Consider the following 21320-nt stretch of genomic DNA (forward strand, 5'->3'; position numbering starts at 1 on the left):
GTCCTAAAATGGACTTCAGCTTTTTTTATTGATGCTGATATTCTTTTTCTTGCTGAGTTAAAAGCTTCTGGACGGCTCCAGGTGATGCTTTTTCGACAGCTGCTGCTGCCACTTCAAATGAATCGTTATAATCATAGGCATAAAATCTTCGTTCTGCCTCTTTTAATTGCTCTGAAAGAATGTGATTTTGACTTCTAAACCGGTTGCCGTATTGTATAATCCGTTCAATTTGATCCACTTTACGAAGCATGTCATGTGTTTCATCAACGACATGTTTTACTGTTTCAGAGGCTTCTTTTAATTGCTGGTTCACTGCTGGCATATTCAGCGGCAAATTTTCTAGCTGCTCCTGCACTTGCTGAATCATCTCCTGCGCTTTTTCAGCACGTTCTTTGATGTCAGCAGGTACACCTGGAATGTTGCTTTTGTGCAGCTGGCGCACTGTATCTGTCAGCATGGTTTTAAGTTCAGCCAATGTTTCTCTTGCCTGTAATTCTTCTTTTCGTAACGATTGAAGGTGATCTTTAAACGCTTCATGAAGCGTTTTGGCATCCTCAATAAAGGTCTCAAGCTGATTGATTTCATCCATTAATAATGTGTATGCGACATGGTCACGATCAAGCTTCTCTCGTATTTGCTTCATGAGCTTTTCAATTTCTTCTAATCGTTTTTCGAAGGCTTTCTGCTGATCCAGCTCTCCCGCTGTCAGCTTGTAGCTTTGTTTCACAAGAGCCGTTTCTGCCTTTGTCTGCGTGTGGTCTTGTTCAAGTTTTTCAAATGCTTCGGTCAGCTCAGGCATTTTGCTCTTGATTTCCTGACCTGCTTCTACTTCTGCTTCTAGCTGATCATACAGCGTCTGAATCGCATCATCAATCATTTGCAGAATGCTTGATGCTTCATCTAAGTTGAGTTCATCAATCAGCAGCTTCTCCGCCCGGGTCAGCTGTTTATTCAAGTTATCCAGCTCTTTTGTGATCTGGATGTGCTCTAGTTTGTAGCCTTTGTCTGTCATTTCTTTATAACCGTCTTTCAGCTTCGTCAGCTGACCTGGCACAGTTTGTTTGCAGTCTGCGATGAGCTTCGGTACATCATTGATATATAATTGCAGCTGATCGAGTCTGCGGTCTTGCTCAAGCAAAATTTTCCTTGCTGTCATGTAGTTTCCGTTTTCTGTCTCTTCTTCATACTGCTTGATCCCTTCCCAGGCCTCGTCCAAGTCCTGCTCCATTTTGTCATAAAGGGTGCCATATAAATGGCTGTAAGCAAGTAGATTTTTTCGTACCGTTTGATATTGCTCTTTGACCTTCTCGATGTCTTTTCGGTTTTGCTCTTCACTTGTGACAAGGTCTGCAATCTCTTTTAAAATGTCTTCGATGTTTGAATCAGCAGCGGTGAGCAGATCTCCTATATGTGCAAGAACTTGCTTCGCTTTGGAGAATCGATATTTATCAGAATACTCCTCTGCATCATATAATAGCTCCTCTACCTTTGGAAGATGGGCTGTGACGATATCGTCCCACTCTGCACGCCATCTTTCAAAAAACTGCTCTGTTTCTCCGGTCATTTTTAAATGTTTGATTTTTGAAATTTCTTCTACAATTGATCTGTTTAAAATTTCAATTTTCCATGCTTCCAATCGGTCAATCTCTTTATATATATTTTTTCTGAGGAAATAACCGACTGAAAACAAAGCAAGCAAAATGACAATTAAACCGATGATAAACTCCATAATGAGCCCCCTTGTTGTGATCTAAGTGATGTCAGGGTAGTGTCCCGAGTAGACCTGAGAACCCTTTCGTGTCCGCTTTGCATTTGTTTTTTATAAGCAGGATTGTATTTTTGCCAATACGATCCATTCACGGTTTTATGTATGTTTTTTCAAGAAAGTCATTCAGGCTTTCTATCATTTGATCACATGTATTGATGTGACCTGTTTTTATGTATGCGGAAGCTGTCGTTTTCATTGTTATTATGATACCATGTAACCAGCATTTTTGGTCATGATTTTTCATTATTTTCGCTGATAAACATGACGTTTTTCAAAATATCGACAAGAGGTGACGACATGTTGAAACAAGATGCACATTTACATACGCCATTTTGCCCGCACGGTACGCTTGATCCTTTTCATTCTTATATTGAAAAAGCAATGAAAAAGGGATTTGATTCCATCACCTTTACCGAGCATGCCCCGCTGCCTCCTTCGTTTCGAGATCCAACGCCTGAGCAGGATAGTGCCATGAAGCTTCAAGACCTTGAAGCGTATTTGACGAAGCTGGATCAGCTGAAACAGGAATACAAAGGACAGTTAATAGTAAAAACTGGGCTTGAGGTCGACTATATCAAAGAGTATGAAGAGGAAACAAGTGCCTTTTTAGACTGCTACGGACCTGAACTAGACGATAGCATTTTATCTGTTCACTTTCTTCCTGCTGACAATGATTATATTTGTCTTGATTTTGATGAGCATGCCTTCGAGCAGCTGATCAGCATCTATGGCAGCACCGAACACGTCTATCAAAGCTACTATGACCAAATTCATTCTTCTATTCTATCATCTTTAGGTCCATATAAGCCAAAGAGAATCGGTCATATCACCCTTGTCCAGAAATTCAAACAACTTTTCCCATACGAAATGTCGCCAGAACTTTGTCAAAGGGTGACCCTTTGTCTTGAAGAAACGGCAAAAAAAGGCATGTCCTTAGATTTTAATACATCAGGTCTTCGTAAAACATATGCCAGAAGTATCTATTTAGATCAATGGATGATTGATCTTGCAAAACAGAAAAAAATTCCGCTCATATTCGGGTCTGATGCCCATCAAGCGGAAGATCTCGGGTATGCGTATGATCAGTTTGAAGACATCATGAGTTTCAGGTGAGGATCAAGTGCCGATTCGTTTGGTTCTAACAGATGATGAAGCGACCGGCTCAGTTCCTTATAGTACGTTTGATAAAAGTAAGGCTCGCTTGGGTTGATATAAAGCACCTCTGTTAAATATTGCGGCTGCAGATATGGCATCATCAGAAGTGATTTTAGCTGGATCATAAATGATGAGAGTGACAGCTGCTTACAAATCACATGGGTGCTTTTTCCTTTTTCAATGATGAGCTGAAACAAGTATTTTTCCTTTGTTAAATAGGTGGACATGATTTCCCTGATCAGCGTTGAATCAATGGTCACTTCTCGATAAACGAAACGGGTTAATTGACGATTTTCATGCTGATAAGATAAAATATCAAAAACCACATGAAGTAAACATTCTTTTGCATGACGGGTTTCCATGTGCTGGATGTGCGATTCAATCATCTGAATATAGCCTTCATAAAAATCGGATACGAGCTGCTCAAGCAGCCCTCCTTTTCCTTGAAAGTAATAAGATATATGGGCAACGTTGACGTTTGCTTCCTTCGCAATCTCACGGACAGAGGTTCCAGAAAATCCTTTTTGGTTAAAAAGTCTGATGGCAGCTTCAATAATACGGTCTTTTGTTTGCACGGTTGTTGATGTTTTCATCCGCTCACCCCTCTTCATGTGTACATACTTCAAGGTGAAGGCGGAAGTTCCTTTAATCATTGCTCGACAAATCCCACATGCGAAGCGCAAGTTATGTATTTTTGAGATAGAAAGTAGGAGATTTTCATGTTTCATGTCGAAAAACAGTCTGGTGATCCATCGAAAGACTATCAATTACTCATCAAGCAAGTAGAAGCGATTACGGATGGTGAACCTGATCTCATTGCCAACCTAGCCAATGCTGCGGCGCTACTTTATCACTCGCTTCCTGAAGTCAATTGGGCAGGATTTTATTTAGCAAAAGGCGGAGAGCTTGTGCTTGGTCCATTCAACGGACTGCCCGCATGTGTACGCATTCCTTCTGGAAAAGGGGTTTGCGGTACAGCATTTGCGACAGGTGATGTACAGCGTATCGCTGATGTCCATGCATTCCCTGGTCATATTGCATGTGATGCAGCATCGCAATCTGAAATTGTGATCCCACTTAAAGTAAATGGACAAATCATTGGGGTACTCGATATTGACAGTCCAGTGAAAGATCGTTTCAATGAAGTGGATGAAACGTACTTAGTTCAATTTACAGAGGTTCTCCAAAATGCGTTATCAGCCTCTACTGATGCGTCATGATGCTTGAAAAGCAGACAATGTGTCTGCTTTTTTATTTTGCATTCTTCCCGGATGAATGCCGACCACGTTTGACCTTCTCCTCTTTAAATAGGTTGACTTCTCCTATCTGGCGTCATATAATAGAGTTTGTGTGAAATATGGCAGCCTTTTTGTTCGGCTTTTTTGTATCATTTTGTTCCTTCTATATGGAGGTGCATCTTGTAACTCCCTGCTGCTGGAGCGAGGATGCATGAAAACATAATGACGGAAAAGACAAAGAACAGACGGTTTTTATTTTTCACAAATAAAAACAATAAGGAGGAGTCACATTATGGCTCGCTATACAGGTCCAAGTTGGAAGATTTCCCGCCGTTTAGGCATTTCATTAAGCGGAACAGGTAAGGAACTTGAAAAACGCCCTTACGCTCCAGGCCCACATGGTCCAGGACAACGCAAAAAACTATCTGAATACGGTTTACAATTACAAGAGAAGCAAAAGCTTCGTCACATGTACGGTGTCAACGAACGTCAATTCCGTACACTATTTGACAGAGCTGCTAAACTTCCTGGTAAACAAGGTGAAAACTTCATGATCCTTCTTGAAACTCGCCTTGACAACCTAGTATACCGTCTTGGCCTTGCTCGTACGCGCCGCCAAGCTCGTCAGCTAGTAAACCATGGTCACATCCTTGTTGATGGAAGCCGTGTAGACATCCCATCTTTCTCTGTGAAACCAGGTCAAACGATTGCTCTTCGTGAGAAATCTCAAAACCTTGCAGTTGTGAAAGAATCAGTTGAAGTGAACAACTTCGTACCTGAATACCTTACTTTCGATGCTGAAAAGCTTGAAGGAACTTTCACTCGTCTTCCAGAGCGTTCAGAATTAGCGCCTGAAATCAGCGAACAACTAATCGTTGAGTTCTACTCTCGTTAATTAATTCGCTTTTTAACTAGCGATACTAAGCACCCTAGAATTGTTGATATATCAACGTTTCTAGGGTGTTTTATTTATCTCTTGCTTTGCAATATGTTTTCATCCTTACCTCTTGGTTTTGGTGGTACTTGTTATAACGTGTCATGATGGACGTTTTTCAAAAAACTTTTTTTAAATATATCTTCTAAAAAGACAAAATAATTAATTTCTTCAAAAAATATAGATCATTTAGGGGCAAAAATTTATGTTTAGTTTTGATGATCAAGATTTAATTCAAATGCTTAGTTTAGGAACTGATTCAGAGGTAGAATTGGATGCAATGAAAGAAAAGAAAGTTGAGTTCAGAAAATATTTTGGCCAATTGCTAAGTCAAAGTAGAAAAAACGCAAAAAGCAATGAATGTTTTTATTGTGGCGAAAAATGTAGTAGTTTTTGCAATTCGCACTCAATACCTGCTTTTTTCCTCAGAAACATTGCTCATGAAGGGGTTGTTTATAATAACCATAAATTAATAAACATGCCATTATTGGATGATGATATAGGTATAAATAAAACTGGTACTTTTCAATTAATTTGTAGAGATTGTGATAGCAAAATATTTAGTGACTATGAAAATCCAGATAATTATGAAGCTACACCAACCTCAAAAATGATAGCACAAATTGCAATGAAAAATTATTTAAAAAGCATAAGTAAAAGAAAATTAGAAATAGAATTGTTTAATAATATTATGGATAGTAACGAACAACCATTTGAAAACATTGAGCAAAAACAAATTATAAATAATTTAGATTTACAAGAATATATTGAAGGATTTAATCGTGCAAAACGAGTAGAAAAAAAAGGATGGGAAAATGAGTATTATTTATTTTATCATCAAAAACTAGACTATGTTGTTCCAATCGCTTTCCAAAGTACTGTTGCATTGCTAGCTGATTTTGAGGGCAATATTATTAACAATATATACAACTATTCACCCGAATATCAAATAAAATCGGTTCATATATGTGTATTCCCACTTGAAAGTTCCAGTGTAATTATGATGTTTGTAGATTCAAAAGAAAAGAGATATAGATCCTTCTACAAGCAATTCCGAAAACTGCCTCCCGAAAAAAAATTAGCTGCAATAAACTTTATAATTTTTAGTTATTCTGAAGATGTATATATACAAAAAAAAATCAACGAAAAAGTTTTAAAGGATCCATTTCTGGTTGATGTCAGCAGAAAATCCTTAGAGTTAATAACTCCAAATCCAATTATAGATGTTAATCCTTTGTTAATAAGTAAAGAAAATGTTAATTTTGATAAAATGCATGAAATTCCTAACCTGCTCTTGAAGGAGTTCAAAGTTCGATAATTTTCAAGGTTTTTTTACATTTGTTAATTGAATTGCTTTGTAATGAGCAATAACAAAAACCCTAGAAACAAAGTTATATCAATGCTTTAGGTTTCTTTGTGATGATTAAACTAGTCGCACGTTGCTGGTCTTGTTCATTTGAATATAATCACGACTCTTTTAATGATAAACCACCTGGCATGGTATAAACCATTCTTCTCATTTTCCTTTTATTTGATTCCTTTAGTATTGTTGATATGTTACCAAGTGCTATCCTTTTTCGTTGTCTCCATAGGAGTGAACTTTCTTTTCGGTGAATACATTACCTGTAATTCATTTCTTTCATTGTTGACCTTCTGTTTATTAGTCAGTGGGATTGCTTTTTTGGTCGATCTTTTTAGTATTCATTGGTAAAGGAATTTCCACTTTGCTAAGATTCCCTCAATGGTTCACGTTTATCTTTGAATTTCTACTCTCATGGATCGTTGTGCATTTCTCAATTAAGTTTGTCCTTAATATGAACATAGTCAATATCTCCATTTGGGAGCACGGCACACTCATTTTATCTTTCTTTGTCAGCTTCTTATTTATTGGAATTGATCTCATCTACTCAAGTATTGAACAACGAAAACAGCCGCTGGATGAACAAGCAAAAAGCTCCTAGAGATGATTCTAGGAGCTTTTGCTTGCCCAATTTGTGATCAGCTGCTCTGTTGTCAGGACAGTCGCAAATTCATCATGCAGTGTTGCAAGTGAGAGGCGATGGATCGTTTCTGCGTCATAATATGTACCGGTTTGATCTGCGAGTCCAAAGGCGGCTGTCGCATCCGAAATGAGGTATGTATCAAAGCCTAGGTTTCCACTCATTCTTGTTGTGGTAGATACGCAGTGCGGTGTTGTGAGTCCAGCGATCACAACAGTGTCGATCTCGTTTGATCTTAGTTGTTCCTCTAAGTTTGTACCTATAAAGCTGCTGTTGACTTTCTTTTGTATGACCGTTTCTTCATCTAGCGGTTTAGCGATCTCTTTGAAGGAGTGCCCTTCATTTGCTGGATGAAATAAGGAGTGCGGCTGATCCGATGTATGCTGAATATGAATCACTGTCCAGCCTTTCTCTCTCCAAAACGTCAATAGACGACTGATGTTCTTCTCTGCATCTAGATTATTCCGTTCTCCCCATTTTTCGTGCTCGAATGCTTTCTGTACATCGACCATAATCAAAGCCTTTTGATGTTGTTGCACAAATCCCCACCTCCGAAGAATCTGAATCATTACTTGTAGTGTAAGGAATGGTGGTTGATTTGTACATGTTTTTATTTGGCTATGTACGATGTTTTGTCTGTTTTTGCAGTAAAAAGACAAAACATACACTGGCTATTAAGTAATAGATACCAATGATGGATGTACAATTAGATATGACTTCTGTCCATTGCACTGATTTGACGATTGCCATCCAGATTATATAGATGATCAGAAATGAACATGGGAAATAGAGAAAGTAGCCTAAGAAATGTTGTTTGAGTTTTTGCGTCATCTTTTATCCTCCTAAAAATCTTCTCCAACACCTAGCAGCTCCCATATAACCATGACATCAAAAAAGACAGCACAAATCGCTGTCTTTTTCATTTTTTAATTCGTATTCTGTCCTCCGCCATTCAATCCTTCTTTCACATAGCCTTTGACTTGGCTTGAGGTTAATAGACCGATATGTCCAACGCCGTGGATGAGGACGTTTCTTGCGCCAATCAAGCGTGAGAGGCTGTTGACGACAATGAGATCGGCTGAGCTATAGACAGATGTGTAAAGAATTTTTTGGTTTGGATCGGTGCCTGGTAATGCTCTGAGTGAAACGAGCCCGTTCGCTCCACCAAGTGTGACGACGTTTTCAATTTTATCTCCGCCGTCTAGGTTTTTAATATAGTATAACGTGTTCGCACCACCCATACTATGAGCCACAATATCTACTTTTTTGGCGCCCGTTTTGGCTAGTACATCTTTGACGAATCTCGAGAGACGCGGGCCATTGTTCAGGTTATTACCTGTTTTGTCTATGAAATCGATTGCAAAAAGCTGGTTTTGATCCCATCCCTGTGATACCAAGTATCGTTTGATCGAAGCAAAGTTATAAGACGCACCGCCCATGCCGTGTACCATTACAACCGGATTATGCGCAGCCGCTTTGGCTTCTTTCGGCTGGATGAAGGCCATTGATCCAACCACTAATGCAAGCGCAATCAGAATTTGCAAACTCCTTTTCTTTAAAACGATCATGTTCATTCCCCCTTAATTTTCTGATACGTCTCTATTTTAAACAAGAAAAATATGACAGAAAAGTGAACAAGGTAATATTTATCAGATGATTTCACAGCACAATACCTAATGAAAAAGCACCATGGTCTTTTTGAAATTAAAACAAAAAGACTACGGGCCTCTCTATCTTTCATATATAATGTGAATAGACAAAAGGAGGTTCTGCTAGATGCTGTTTACTCAAACACCTGCACTACCCTATTATGCCGTGATTTTCACATCAAAACGAACAAATGTCGAGCAGAAAGAATACGCCGTGGCTGCTCAAAAAATGGAAGAATTAGCGAAAGAACTAGACGGGTTTCTTGGAATAGAAAGTGTACGAGATGAACATGGTGTTGGAATCACTGTCTCTTACTGGGATTCATTAGCAGCCATCAAAGAATGGAAAGCACATACAGCACATCAGCGTGTTCAAAAAAAAGGAAAAAAAGATTGGTATGAATCCTATACAACCCGAATTTGTAAGGTAGAACATGCTTATACAAACGAAGATTCACTCCTTGAATAAGAAACAGACAAATGAGAGAAAACCGCTCTGTAAAAGCTTAATTCCTACTTCTGAATAAAAAAAGCACCTCAATGTATATGAACATTTGAGGTGCTTTTCATGATACTTACTGTTTCATAAGGATTTATTTATACGTCACAAGGAAATATTTCTTTTTCCCTCTTCTTAAGACGGTAAATTGTTTTTCAATTCTATCTTCAGCTGAAAGGACGTAGTCTTTGTCGGTTTGTCTCTCTCCGTTGATGGAAACTGCGCCATTCGTGATATCTTCACGTGCTTGACGTTTTGATGGAGACAGTTTTGATTCGACAAGAACATCAACAAGTGTTAATTCTTCTGCACTGTCTTTCTCCATTGATGGTACATCTTTAAAGCCTACTTTCACTTCTTCTGCTGTAAGAGATTTGATCTCGCCTTTAAATAGCGCATTTGAGATGTTGACAGCCTGTTCTAGTGATTCACGGCCATGCACAAGTGTTGTGACTTCTTCTGCCAAACGGCGCTGTGCTTCACGCTTTTCAGGGGCTGTTTGCACTTTTTCTTCATACGATGCGATCTCTTCTTTTGATAGGAACGTAAAGTATTTTAAGTATTTCACGACATCACGGTCATCTGTGTTGATCCAGAATTGGTAGAATTCATATGGAGATGTTTTTTCTTTATCTAACCAGATGGCACCACCTTCTGTTTTCCCAAACTTCGTGCCGTCTGCTTTTGTCACAAGCGGCATTGTGAGACCGAATGCTTTTCCGCCTTCTGCTTCAGACTTACGGATCAACTCAAGTCCAGATGTGATATTTCCCCACTGGTCACTTCCGCCGATTTGCAGCTTACAGTTTTCATTTCTGTAAAGGTTCAAGAAGTCTAACGATTGCAGAATCACGTAGCTGAATTCTGTGTACGAAATCCCTGTTTCAATCCGTGAGCTCACGATATCTTTTGCCAGCATGAAGTTGACACCGAAGTTCTTTCCAATATCACGAAGGAACGTGATGACATTCATTTGACTGATCCAGTCATAGTTATTGACGATGACAGCTGGGTTGTCACCTGCTTCAAAATCAAGGAATTGAGAGAGCTGGCCTTTGATTTTCTCTGACCACTGTTCGACGATTTCTGCTGGGTTTAGTGAACGTTCTGCTTTTTTGAAACTTGGGTCACCAATCAGTCCAGTTGCGCCACCAACAAGTGCAATCGGATGATGGCCTGCTTCTTGGAATCTGCGCAATGTTAAAATCGGCAGTAAGTGACCAATGTGCAAGCTGTCAGCTGTTGGATCAAAGCCGGAGTATAGCTTGATTTTTTCTTCTGCTAATAATTTTGTTAAACCTTCTTCATCTGTTTGTTGCTGAATTAATCCTCTGAACGATAATTCTTCCATCAATTGACTCATATCCAAATCTCCTTTTTTTACAATTCAACATAAAAAACGCCCCTTCGAATGAACGAAGGGACGATATATATCGCGGTACCACCCTGCTTAAAAGACAAAACAACACGTCTTTTCACTTACACTGATAACGGACAGATCCGTTCTTCCACTAATCAGGCAACATGCATGCTCCTTTTCGTAAAAGCGGTTCGTGAGGGTAATTCGAATATCTCTTTGTACTGACTCGCACCAGCCGTCAGCTCTCTTGGACAGGGAAAGATGATTCTACTGAATCTCAGTCAAAACCTTTTCATATTCAACTAAAGTCATTTTTAACATACTTTTGATATCAAGTCAACTGACGGAAGCGATTAATCTTCCATTGTCGAGAGATCGCCAGCAGGTAAATTCAGTTCCCACGCTTTTAGCACACGTCTCATAATTTTACCGCTGCGTGTTTTTGGCAGTTTGTCTTTAAACTCAATTTCTCTCGGTGCTGCATGTGCAGCGAGTCCTTTTTTCACAAACGTGCGAATCTCTTCTTTCAGCTCATCTGTCGGTTCGTATCCGCTTCTAAGCGCTATAAATGCTTTAATAATTTCACCGCGCACAGGATCTGGTTTTCCGATGACACCAGCCTCTGCAATGGCCGGATGTTCCACCAGTTTACTTTCTACCTCAAATGGACCGACCCGCTCTCCTGACGTCATGATGACATCGTCGACACGTCCCTGGAACCAGAAGTATCCATCTTCATCCATATAAGCTGAATCTCCTGAAACATACCAATCTCCCGGCATAAAGTAAGATTCATATTTTTCAGGATTGTTCCAGATCGTATGCATCATAGATGGCCAGCCCTTTTTGATGGCAAGGTTCCCCATCCGGTATGGCGGAAGTTCATTTCCGGCATTATCTACAATCGCAGCTTCAACGCCTGGAATTGGTTTCCCCATCGAACCTGGTTTGATATCCATGCATGGATAGTTACAAATCAGCTGTGCACCTGTTTCTGTCATCCACCAAGTGTCATGAATTCGTTTGCCAAATACAGCGTCTCCCCAGCGAATGACTTCTGGATTAAGAGGCTCTCCTACACTTAACACATGACGGAGTGAGCTGAGATCATATTTTTGAATGAGATCGTCTCCTGCTCCCATCAGCATTCTGAAGGCTGTCGGTGCACTGTACCAAACGGTCACACCAAGCGATTCGATGGTTTCGTACCACGTATCAGGATTGAACCTGCCGCCTAAAATGACATTCGTCGCTCCATTCAACCACGGAGAAAAAATACCGTACACCGTCCCTGTTACCCAGCCTGGATCTGCTGTGCACCAGTAGACATCTTCTTCTTTCAAATCAAGTACCCATTTACCCGTCTGGCCTTGCTGCACCATTGCGCCATGAACATGGAGCACACCTTTTGGCGTACCAGTGGACCCTGACGTGTAATGAAGCAGATATCCATCTTTTTCATCCATCCACTCGATTTCAAGCTCCTTCACTGCCTGTTCAAATGCTTCTTCAAAGTGAATCGTCCGCACACCACCTGCATCCTCTTTTTCACCACCGACAATGATGACGGATTCAAGCTTTGGAAGTTCTGCAAACGGAATCCGCTCAAGCAGATCAGGCGTTGTCACAATCACTTTTGCCTCACTATTTTCTAAACGATCTTTGACAGCACCTTCCATAAATGCCTCAAATAACGGACCGACGATCGCACCAATTTTGACAGCACCAAGCAGTAGAAAATAGAGCTCAGGTGATCTTGGCATAAAGATAAACACGCGATCCCCTTTTTGCACATGTGCCTGTTCTCTTAATAGATTTCCTGCTTTGTTTGTCTTGATTTTCATATCCCTGAACGTATACTTTTCATCCCGCTGTGAATCTTTGTAGTGAAGCGCCACCTTGTTTTTACGAAACGAGTCCGCATGTCTGTCAATCGCTTCATAAGCTGCATTTACTTTTCCTGTTTCATACCAAGAGAAATTTTTTCTCGCTTCCTCCCATGAAAATTCTTTGTATGCTTGCTCATAATCATTTAAATGATAGTCCCCTTTTACTGATGGTAGCGTTTCCACTTTCATCAAACAGTCCCCCTTTGCATACGTTTACAATGACCATTATAGTATAGATGACTTTTTTTCTCAATTTTTAAAAAACTTCTGATGAAACCGTTTTAATTATTGCAAGATTTAAGATAGAATAGAGACGACTCACTAGAATTTGAGGCGGTGGATACGTGGAGCATCCTAAAACTTATTATTCAAAAACCATTGAGCGAGAAACAGGTTCCATCCTGATCGAAGGACCGGTACCTGCATCAGAGCTTGCGAACTATACGTTTCATGAAGGACTAACGGCATTTCGCACGCCTGAGGAACAGAAACAAGCACTTGTTGAAATAGCAGATCTTCCTGAAGGACGTATTATCATTGCTAGGGTGGATGAGCTTGTCGTAGGCTATGTCACGTATTTGTACCCTGATCCGCTTGAACGCTGGTCAGAAGGCAACATGGACAATTTAATTGAGCTCGGTGCCATTGAAGTCGCTCCTCCATTCAGAGGCTGCTCACTTGGCAAGCATTTACTGGATGTGAGCATGATGGATGAGCAAATGGAGAATTACATTATCATTACAACTGAATATTACTGGCATTGGGATTTAAAGGGGACAAAGAAAAACGTGTGGGAGTACCGCAAAATGATGGAGAAAATGATGAACGCAGGCGGTCTTGTCTGGTTTGCAACAGACGAGCCAGAGATCAGCTCACATCCAGCCAATTGTTTAATGGCACGGATCGGAAAACATGTGAGTCCAGATTCAATCGAGCGTTTCGATCGTCTTCGCTTCCATCAGCGCTTTATGTATTAACGTTCAATTCGTTTTTTTGGCAAAGGGGATTGGTAAACATGATGATTGAACAAATTATGGAGCGTGATGTGATCACGCTGCGAAAAACCGATACGATTGAAGAGGCCATTCAAAAAATGAGTGCACATCACATTCGGCATATTCCCATCGTATCTGAGCAGGGATCTGTCATTGGGATGGTGACAGATCGGGATATTAAAAATGCCAGTCCAAGTACTTTTGAAACAGAGAAAAGGCAGCTTTTTATTCAGCGGCCGGTTGAAGACATCATGGTGCTAGAGACGATTACCGCTCATCCGCTTGATTTCGTTGAGGAGATTTCAAGTGTCTTTTTTGAACACGGAATTGGCTGTCTTCCCGTTGTGAGACGCGGCAAGCTTGTAGGGATCATCACAAAAACAGATTTACTTCGTACGTTTGTAAGACTAACAGGTGCAGATCAGCCTGGATCACATTTAGAGGTTGAAGTAGCGCAAGTGACAGAGGGTCTTGCAGACATTACGTCCATTTTAAAAGAGCAGCATATTCAAATGCTGAGTGTACTCGTGTACCCACATGCCAATGAAGCCTCTAAAGTGCTCGTCTTCCGCCTTCAAACGATGCATGCAGATCATGTGATGAAGCTGATTCGTGCAAAAGGCTATAAAGTGCTCTGGCCTATGGAGCAGACGATCAAATGAAGGAAGCGACCTTTGTTTTTTCACCATCTTTTCAAACGTATCAGTTTCACCAAGATCATCCCTTCAATCAGCTTCGCGTCTACTTAACTTATGATCTTCTTCAAAAAATGAAGGCGTTAACGGATGATGAGATTGTCGCACCTCGTATGGCGACGCTGGAGGAGTTAAAGCTTGTCCATACAGCAGACTACATTCAAGCAGTACAGCGGGCAAGTGAAGGAAAACTGTCCACCGCAGAGGGGGAACGTTATGGTCTTGGCACTGAGGACACCCCGATGTTTGCAGGGATGCACGAGGCAGCTTCTCTCCTAGTTGGCGGGACATTAACAGCGGTTGATCAAGTGATGCTTGGACATTCGCAGCATGCGCTCAATCTTGGCGGCGGGCTTCATCATGGATTTAAAGGACGTGCCTCTGGCTTTTGTATTTATAATGACAGCTCGGTGGCCATTCAGTATATTCAAAAGACATATGGCGCTAGAATTTTATATATTGATACAGATGCTCATCATGGCGATGGTGTCCAGTTTAGCTTCTATGATGATCCAGAGGTATGTACTGTTTCTATTCATGAAACAGGGCGCTATTTGTTCCCTGGAACTGGACAAGTACAGGAAAGGGGTCATGATAAAGGCTATGGCTATGCATATAATATCCCGCTTGACGCATTTACAGAAGACGAATCATTTTTAGAAGCCTATCGAACAGCAGTGACAGAGATTGCTGCTTTTTTTAAACCAGATGTCATTTTGACGCAAAATGGAGCAGATGCCCACTATTATGACCCTTTGACGCATTTATCTGCTACCATGAAAATATATGAGGAAATTCCTAGAATTGCCCATGAGCTGGCGCATCAATATTGTGATGGAAAATGGATCGCTGTGGGCGGAGGCGGCTATGATATTTGGCGTGTCGTCCCAAGAGCATGGAGCCGCATTTGGCTTGAGATGAAAGGCATTACACCACCAGATGCGCTTCCTCAGGAATGGATTCGGGCATGGGAAAAACAATCTCCTGTTCCGCTTCCATCCACATGGCTAGATCCTGACGATTTATATCCACCGATTCCAAGAAGAGCAGAAATTACAGAAAAAAATGCGCAAACGGTAGAAAAAGCACTCATGCCTGTTAGACGAGAAAAGAAAAAGGCATAAAAAAAAGCAGGCGTCCACTGATCAAGTGAGCCTGCTTTCTTTTTTATTTCGTCGATTGTCTTTCTTCAATTCTATGTGGTAATTCAACAATTTGATCTTCTACTTGTTCTTTGTTCATGAGCTTTGTCAAAAGTCTCATCGCAACAGCTCCAATATCGTAAGTCGGCTGAACAACTGTTGTCAATTGAGGGCGCACCATGAGGGATAGTCTTGTGTTATCAAAGCCAATCACTTCTAAATCTTCAGGAATTGATACGCCTCTGTCCTGCGCTCCATGAATGACACCTAGCGCCATTTCGTCAGTCGCTGCAATCACAGCCGTCGGCTTGTCAGATTGCTCAAGCAGATTAGCGAGCGCTTCAATACCAGAGTCATATGAGTAGTCTCCTTCAGCAACAAGCGCTTCGTCAAACGCGATACCAGCTTCTTCAAGCGCACGCTTATAACCAGCAAGCTTTCTCATAGAGTTAATTGGTTCTGACATTGGTCCAGATACAAACGCAATTCGTTTATGTCCTTTTTCAACTAATAGCTGAACTGAATCATAAATGGCTTGTTCATAGTTAATGTTGACTGATGGTGTTTGTGCCTGCTCTTCAACAGATGCTGCAAGTACAATGGGTACAGGAGAGCGCTTAAATTCTTCCACATGCACATCTGTAATGTTTCCGCCCATAAAAACGATTCCATCTACTTGTTTGCCAAGCATTGTGTTTAACAAATGAAGTTCTTTATCAGTATTTTGGTCTGAGTTGCTCAAAATAATGTTGTACTTGTACATCGTCGCAATATCTTCAATTCCTCGTGCAAGCTCTGAATAGAAGATACTTGAAATATCAGGGATGATGACCCCAACTGTTGTGGTCTTTTTACTTGCAAGGCCTCGTGCGACTGCGTTTGGACGGTAGCCGAGACGATCAATTGCTTCAAGTACCTTTTTTCTTGTTGTTGGTTTTACGTTTGGATTACCATTAACAACGCGTGATACCGTTGCCATACTTACGTTTGCTTCTCTTGCTACATCATATATTGTAACATTATTCACATAAATCACTCCTTCAAATACACTTCATATCTATAGCATTCACCAATTGGATAGAGACATGTCAGATACGAGGAAAATAATATCCTATTTGTCATTAAAACGATGAAAAGAGACACATAATTTTTCAATCTACATCAAAATGACATTCTTTTATGAAATTATACACGTTTTTTCTTCATATGAAAACGTTCCCTTTCTTTTTATAACTAAATTAAACAAACTTTAATGAGCTTGTTACCTGTAAATTGAATCATATTTCACCAAAAATCGTCGCGAACGTCAGCTATGACAATGATCTTAGCAGATTCTATCGAATTTTAAAAATGAAAACATTGTGAACAAGCATATTTTTAGCTTGCAATGTGCTCTCTTCCTTTCATTCCCAATCTTGATCGTATTTTTTCATGAAAAAACCGCCGGGCTGTCATCCGGCGGCTTTTCTATTTATGATTACGCATGAATGTTGACAAGTGGTCTTAATGCATCTAACCATTTTTCGAATTGTGGAATGTCCATTTGCTGCGCTGAATCAGATAGGGCAACAGATGGATCTGGATGCACTTCTGCCATCACACCGTCTGCTCCAATCGCAAGAGCTGCTTTAGCTGTTGGAAGAAGTAGATCTCTTCGTCCAGTTGAGTGTGTCACGTCAACAAAGACTGGTAAATGTGTCTCTTGTTTCAAGATTGGCACAGCCGAGATATCTAGTGTATTTCTTGTGGCTGTTTCGTATGTGCGGATGCCTCGCTCGCAAAGGATGATTTGGTCATTTCCTTGTGCGATGATGTATTCAGCTGCATTGATGAATTCTGAAATTGTTGCTGCTAGACCGCGTTTTAAAAGAACTGGTTTATTCACTGATCCAGCTTCTTTTAAAAGCTCGAAGTTTTGCATGTTACGTGCTCCAATTTGGATGACATCGATATGCTCAATCGCTTCTTCAATATGAGCAGGATTCACGATTTCACTAATAACTGCAAGACCGTATTCATCTGCTACACGTTTTAGAATTTTTAGACCGTCTACGCCAAGTCCTTGGAAGTCGTATGGACTTGTGCGAGGCTTAAATGCGCCGCCACGAAGAAGTTTTAGTCCCTGCTGTTTCGCTGCTGCCGCTACTTCTGCAACTTGCTCGTAGCTTTCAACGGCACATGGTCCAACGATGAAACGTTGTTTTCCGTCACCGATCGCTTCTCCATTGATATTTACAATTGTATTTTCAGGTTTTTTCTTACGAGAAACAAGAAGTGCTTTGCTGTGGTCATCTTCTTGAAGCTCTAAACCTGCTTTGAAAATTTCTTTGAAAATATGTTGAATCGTTGAATTTTCAAATGGGCCATCATTTTCTTCAAGAATTTGATTAAGCATTGTGCGCTCTCTGACAGGGTCATAACGGTTGACACCTTGCGCTTCTTTTGCCTTTCCAATTTCTTTTACAATGTTTCCTCTTTCATTGATCAGTTTTAAGATTTGAAGATTTAGTTCATCTGCTTGCTGTCTCAATTGTTCCAATTCATTGTTGCTCATTTTTGTCATCCTTTCCTCTGCCCGCTCTCGCTTTTTATTTTTGATCTCTTATAATAGGGTTTATTATAAACAAAGATTTCGGAATTGTCACGAAAAAATTCTTTATTACCCAAACGCTTTTAAGCGATAAAGTATTATGTGTAAGATTATAGCATACTTTTGATGCAAGTAAACCTTTTTTATAAAAAAAACGTCAGCAATCGCTGACGTTTCAGCGGGTAGACAAACCCTCGCATTCTTTGTCAGTCCTGCGCGCTGGTACTCACGAATGACAAATTCGCTCCGTGCCAGTGCTCGTCCTTCCTAGACTGCAAAGGTTTTCTATCACGCTGAAAAGAAGACAAAGGGCTAAAATAAAGTACATTTTAGCCCTTTGTCAACAATCTTGAACGTCAGCAATCGCTGACGTTTTTCTACATGTTATGTTCAAGCGCTTCTTTTGTAATGCTTGAGTGAGAAGCATGCCACTTTACTTTGCCACCACTAAAGATGAGTGCCTGCGGGCTTTCGTGCTTGATCCCTGACTTTTCAGTCACATAGGATGAAAGCTCTCTTGTGTTTTGAATTTGCAAGAAATAAGCAGGAACATCCTCGTGTTCTGACGCAAACGCTTCAAACTCTTGAAAAGCAGCTTGGCTGATTGGACATGTCAAACTGTGCTTAAAAAAGACAAAGGTTCCGTCTTGATTTGTTAGTTGGTCAAACTGTTCTTCTGTTTCTATGAGTTGTTTAGACATGATGTGCTCCTTCCTAACTTAAGCAGCGAGTTAGCCTTTCGTAGATTGTTCTACTTTTTCTTTGACATCTTTGATGCCGTCTTCAATGTCTGCTTTTGCTTCTTGTGCTCTTACTTTTGCTTCATCTGCTACATCTGAAGCTTCATTTGCAATATTTGCTGCAGCATCTTCTGTTTCGCTTTTTACTTGTTTAGCTTTTCCAGCTGTACGATCTTTTATGTCTTTTACTTTGTCTAAAATCTGGTTTGACTGCTCTGCTACGAGCTGAGACAATTCAGATGTTTTGTCTTTCGCAATCGTCACATATTCAGTGCCTTTTTCCTTTGCATCTGTTGTGAGACGATCTGTTTTCTCTTTTAGGGCATTCGCTTGGGTGTTCAAATCATCGCGAAGCTCTTTCCCTGACTTTGGTGCTAAAAATAATGCCGTTGTTGCACCGATAATGCCACCGATAAGTGTTCCGATCAAAAAGTCTTTGCTATTGATTCCGTCTTTGCTCATGATTATTCCTCCTATGCGAAAATGGTTGATTATTGTTGTTTACGCTGTTTCCATTTTTTATAGATTTCAAGTGCTGCGTTACTCCAGCTTACCACATCCGTGACTTTCTCTTGATTTCGTTCAACGGATGAAGAAACCGCACCAGCTGCCTGCTTTATGCTTGTATTAAATTGGTTGATCGAGCCACCAATTCCCTGCACCGCATCCACAACTGTGTTAAGTTTTGCCGATTTGTCTTGAATATCTTCAGCAAGCTGATTGGTCTTATGTAGCAACTGTGCTGTCTCTGTGGTGATGCCTTGCATCTGTCCTTCAAGACCTTCTAAAGTTGATGCGACATTCTTTAATGTCAGCTGTAAGGATTTCAATGTTTTGGACAAGTAGATGACAAGAATGAGGAAAGCGATTGCGATGAGTGCAACGCTTAAATAGAGAATAATAATCATCTGATACCTCCTTTGCTGCGGGCATATTCAATTCAATACCCTCTCGTTGTATCATTCAAACATCGCCTAGAATGACCGATTGAATAATAATTCTACACTTATTCGCCAATTCCTGTCCACAGCGAACGAAAAAAAGCGGCACATCTTGTCACATTTAGCCCCTTTGTCACATTTTATTCAAAATAAAAAAGCGCCGATTGAATCGGCACTTTTTGACAGGCAATTATACTGCGACTTTCTCATAAGCACGAAGATACTTTTGAATATCTCCTGCTCCCATAAAGACCAAGATCGCATTTTCATGTGTTTTCAGCACAGATGTCTCTTCTTCTTCAATCAATTGGGCTTGCGGAATTTTTTCCCGCAAATCTTCAATGCTTAGTTTCCCAATGTTTTCACGAGCTGAACCGAAAATATCACAGAGGTATACATAGTCTGCTTTTTTCAGACTGTCCGCAAATTCACTTAAAAATTGCTGTGTACGAGTGAAAGTGTGCGGCTGGAAGACTGCTACAATATCACGGTCTGGATACTTTTGGCGAGCTGCTTCGATCGTGACTTCAATTTCAGTCGGATGGTGCGCATAGTCGTCAATTAAGACTTGTTCACCGACTACTTTTTCATTAAAGCGTCGTTTCACACCGCCAAATGTCGTTAAAGCACCTTTGATGAGCTCTACATCAATGGCCTCATAGTGGCATAATGCAATGACCGCTAATGAGTTAAGGACATTGTGGTTTCCGTAAGCAGGAATGTAGAAGGTATCATAAAACGTATTACGTACAAATACATCAAATGTGGTGCCTTCTGTGTTTTTCACAACATTTCGTGCTTGGAAATCATTTTCTTCATTGAATCCGTAGTACACAACAGGTACTTTTGCTTGGATCTTGAGCAGATGCTCGTCATCACCGCAAGCGATGATGGCTTTTTTCACTTGAAGTGCCATGTTTTGAAACGCATCGAACACGTCATCAATATCCGTGAAATAATCAGGGTGATCAAAATCAATATTGGTCATGATCGCATAGTCTGGATGGTAGCTGAGGAAATGTCTGCGGTATTCGCACGCTTCAAATACAAAATACTCGCTGTTTTCTTTCCCCATTCCAGATCCATCACCGATTAAGTAGGAAGTTGGTTTTGCCGCTTGCATCACATGTGCAAGCAGACCTGTTGTCGATGTTTTACCATGAGCACCCGTAATTGCAACGTTTGTGAATGAATCCATGTATTCTCCAAGAAATTTATGATAACGAATAACAGGAATCCCTTCAGAAAGAGCACGCTCAATCTCAGGGTGTGTATCTGGGAATGCATTTCCTGCAATCACCGTCATCCCTGGCTGAATATTACCTGGGTCAAATGGAAGAATTTTAATATTTCGTTCTTCTAATGCTTTTTGTGTAAAGATATGTTTTTCGATATCCGATCCTTGGACAGTATACCCAGTATCATGAAGAATTTGGGCCAGTGGACTCATACCTGTCCCTTTTATTCCAACAAAATGATAAACAGTCATAATTGTACCTCCAACAAACGTCTATCTGACTTACAGTATATGACGCTCATTTCAATTTGCAACTTGTGATTTTTGTCTCTAGCTGATCACAAATCGCAGCTCCAAATAAAGATTTTTTTCCGATCTTCCTATTCTAATCAATATTAACTATGATTAGTATCCGACAACTTTCCCATTTCTAACACCTGCTTTCGCTCATTTTCATTAAAAAGCGTTCAGACAGGCATGCGAAAAGC

The 21320-nt window shown here is 40.4% G+C and carries 22 protein-coding genes and 1 other annotated feature; of the genes, 9 read left to right on the forward strand and 13 right to left on the reverse strand.

Annotated elements, in window-relative coordinates; all coding sequences use genetic code 11:
- Window positions 1–25: 25 nt before the first annotated feature.
- A complete protein-coding gene (gene ezrA, locus ACTJJD_RS04035) occupies window positions 26–1729 on the reverse strand; it encodes a septation ring formation regulator EzrA (protein WP_165379041.1) in 1704 nt (567 codons plus the stop codon).
- 336 nt (window positions 1730–2065) lie between these two features.
- Here ezrA and hisJ point away from each other — a divergent pair, with 336 nt between their 5' ends.
- The gene (gene hisJ / locus ACTJJD_RS04040; RefSeq protein ID WP_242730923.1) at window positions 2066–2881 is read left to right on the forward strand and encodes a histidinol-phosphatase HisJ; all 816 of its coding nucleotides are present in this window, start codon (window positions 2066–2068) and stop codon (window positions 2879–2881) included.
- On the opposite strand, the gene refZ is transcribed toward hisJ, so the two are convergent.
- Complete coding sequence (gene refZ, locus ACTJJD_RS04045; RefSeq protein WP_440600205.1) at window positions 2851–3516, reverse strand: forespore capture DNA-binding protein RefZ; 666 nt, start codon at window positions 3514–3516, stop codon at window positions 2851–2853. The genes hisJ and refZ overlap by 31 nt on opposite strands.
- A 126-nt stretch (window positions 3517–3642) precedes the next feature.
- Here refZ and ACTJJD_RS04050 point away from each other — a divergent pair, with 126 nt between their 5' ends.
- The 4 genes from ACTJJD_RS04050 to ACTJJD_RS04065 all read left to right on the forward strand — a co-directional run bounded on the left by ACTJJD_RS04050 (window position 3643) and on the right by ACTJJD_RS04065 (window position 7056).
- Window positions 3643–4143 carry a GAF domain-containing protein gene (locus ACTJJD_RS04050; RefSeq protein ID WP_041092574.1) on the forward strand — a complete coding sequence of 167 codons (501 nt, stop codon included), beginning with the start codon at window positions 3643–3645 and terminating at the stop codon, window positions 4141–4143.
- Between the two features lie 310 nt (window positions 4144–4453).
- Window positions 4454–5056 (forward strand): 30S ribosomal protein S4, encoded by a 603-nt coding sequence (gene rpsD, locus ACTJJD_RS04055; RefSeq protein ID WP_007501777.1) that lies wholly within the window; start codon window positions 4454–4456, stop codon window positions 5054–5056.
- A 244-nt stretch (window positions 5057–5300) separates the two neighbouring features.
- Complete coding sequence (locus ACTJJD_RS04060) at window positions 5301–6413, forward strand: hypothetical protein (protein WP_144739789.1); 1113 nt, start codon at window positions 5301–5303, stop codon at window positions 6411–6413.
- Between the two features lie 496 nt (window positions 6414–6909).
- Window positions 6910–7056 (forward strand): hypothetical protein, encoded by a 147-nt coding sequence (locus tag ACTJJD_RS04065; protein WP_235672437.1) that lies wholly within the window; start codon window positions 6910–6912, stop codon window positions 7054–7056.
- Between the two features lie 8 nt (window positions 7057–7064).
- On the opposite strand, the gene ACTJJD_RS04070 is transcribed toward ACTJJD_RS04065, so the two are convergent.
- The 3 genes from ACTJJD_RS04070 to ACTJJD_RS04080 all read right to left on the reverse strand — a co-directional run bounded on the left by ACTJJD_RS04070 (window position 7065) and on the right by ACTJJD_RS04080 (window position 8600).
- Window positions 7065–7664, reverse strand: coding sequence for a cysteine hydrolase family protein (locus ACTJJD_RS04070; RefSeq protein WP_113747093.1), 600 nt, complete (start codon window positions 7662–7664; stop codon window positions 7065–7067).
- A gap of 49 nt (window positions 7665–7713) precedes the next feature.
- A complete protein-coding gene (locus ACTJJD_RS04075; RefSeq protein WP_113747092.1) occupies window positions 7714–7926 on the reverse strand; it encodes a hypothetical protein in 213 nt (70 codons plus the stop codon).
- Window positions 7927–8021: 95 nt separating this feature from the next.
- The gene (locus ACTJJD_RS04080; RefSeq protein ID WP_373368006.1) at window positions 8022–8600 is read right to left on the reverse strand and encodes an esterase/lipase family protein; all 579 of its coding nucleotides are present in this window, start codon (window positions 8598–8600) and stop codon (window positions 8022–8024) included.
- Between the two features lie 271 nt (window positions 8601–8871).
- On the opposite strand from ACTJJD_RS04080, the gene ACTJJD_RS04085 reads away from it, so the two are divergent.
- Window positions 8872–9213 carry an antibiotic biosynthesis monooxygenase family protein gene (locus tag ACTJJD_RS04085; protein ID WP_039170277.1) on the forward strand — a complete coding sequence of 114 codons (342 nt, stop codon included), beginning with the start codon at window positions 8872–8874 and terminating at the stop codon, window positions 9211–9213.
- A gap of 124 nt (window positions 9214–9337) precedes the next feature.
- Here the strand turns inward: ACTJJD_RS04085 and tyrS are convergent, their stop codons facing one another.
- Both tyrS and acsA read right to left on the reverse strand, forming a co-directional pair.
- On the reverse strand, window positions 9338–10606 hold the full coding sequence (gene tyrS, locus ACTJJD_RS04090) for a tyrosine--tRNA ligase (RefSeq protein ID WP_251185174.1): 1269 nt from the start codon (window positions 10604–10606) through the stop codon (window positions 9338–9340).
- Window positions 10607–10659: 53 nt separating this feature from the next.
- Window positions 10660–10897: a binding site (T-box leader), on the reverse strand.
- A gap of 59 nt (window positions 10898–10956) precedes the next feature.
- Window positions 10957–12681 (reverse strand): acetate--CoA ligase, encoded by a 1725-nt coding sequence (acsA, locus tag ACTJJD_RS04095; protein WP_270111727.1) that lies wholly within the window; start codon window positions 12679–12681, stop codon window positions 10957–10959.
- Between the two features lie 155 nt (window positions 12682–12836).
- Here acsA and ACTJJD_RS04100 point away from each other — a divergent pair, with 155 nt between their 5' ends.
- From ACTJJD_RS04100 to ACTJJD_RS04110, 3 genes are read left to right on the forward strand one after another with little or no spacing between them, the layout of a single operon-like run.
- Window positions 12837–13469, forward strand: coding sequence for a GNAT family N-acetyltransferase (locus ACTJJD_RS04100; protein ID WP_159159892.1), 633 nt, complete (start codon window positions 12837–12839; stop codon window positions 13467–13469).
- Between the two features lie 38 nt (window positions 13470–13507).
- Entirely contained in the window at window positions 13508–14149 is a 642-nt protein-coding gene (locus tag ACTJJD_RS04105; RefSeq protein ID WP_440608129.1) for a CBS and ACT domain-containing protein, read from the forward strand.
- Window positions 14146–15306: an acetoin utilization protein AcuC gene (locus ACTJJD_RS04110; RefSeq protein ID WP_024718705.1), complete on the forward strand. Its 1161-nt coding sequence runs from the start codon at window positions 14146–14148 to the stop codon at window positions 15304–15306. The genes ACTJJD_RS04105 and ACTJJD_RS04110 overlap by 4 nt, the downstream gene beginning before the upstream one ends.
- A 43-nt stretch (window positions 15307–15349) precedes the next feature.
- Here the strand turns inward: ACTJJD_RS04110 and ccpA are convergent, their stop codons facing one another.
- The 6 genes from ccpA to murC all read right to left on the reverse strand — a co-directional run bounded on the left by ccpA (window position 15350) and on the right by murC (window position 21084).
- Entirely contained in the window at window positions 15350–16351 is a 1002-nt protein-coding gene (gene ccpA / locus ACTJJD_RS04115) for a catabolite control protein A (protein WP_008343056.1), read from the reverse strand.
- 450 nt (window positions 16352–16801) lie between these two features.
- Window positions 16802–17878, reverse strand: coding sequence for a bifunctional 3-deoxy-7-phosphoheptulonate synthase/chorismate mutase (locus tag ACTJJD_RS04120; RefSeq protein ID WP_017358315.1), 1077 nt, complete (start codon window positions 17876–17878; stop codon window positions 16802–16804).
- A 413-nt stretch (window positions 17879–18291) separates the two neighbouring features.
- Window positions 18292–18615, reverse strand: a complete 324-nt coding sequence (gene ytxJ / locus ACTJJD_RS04125) for a bacillithiol system redox-active protein YtxJ (RefSeq protein WP_007501805.1) — start codon at window positions 18613–18615, stop codon at window positions 18292–18294.
- Between the two features lie 30 nt (window positions 18616–18645).
- The gene (locus ACTJJD_RS04130) at window positions 18646–19116 is read right to left on the reverse strand and encodes a YtxH domain-containing protein (RefSeq protein WP_073413802.1); all 471 of its coding nucleotides are present in this window, start codon (window positions 19114–19116) and stop codon (window positions 18646–18648) included.
- A gap of 29 nt (window positions 19117–19145) precedes the next feature.
- Entirely contained in the window at window positions 19146–19562 is a 417-nt protein-coding gene (locus ACTJJD_RS04135) for a DUF948 domain-containing protein (protein ID WP_017367864.1), read from the reverse strand.
- A 223-nt stretch (window positions 19563–19785) separates the two neighbouring features.
- A complete protein-coding gene (gene murC / locus ACTJJD_RS04140; RefSeq protein WP_076822439.1) occupies window positions 19786–21084 on the reverse strand; it encodes a UDP-N-acetylmuramate--L-alanine ligase in 1299 nt (432 codons plus the stop codon).
- Window positions 21085–21320 lie beyond the last annotated feature (236 nt).

The sequence above is a fragment of the Bacillus sp. 22446 genome, from assembly GCF_052044955.1.
Taxonomy (GTDB): domain Bacteria; phylum Bacillota; class Bacilli; order Bacillales; family Bacillaceae; genus Bacillus; species Bacillus altitudinis.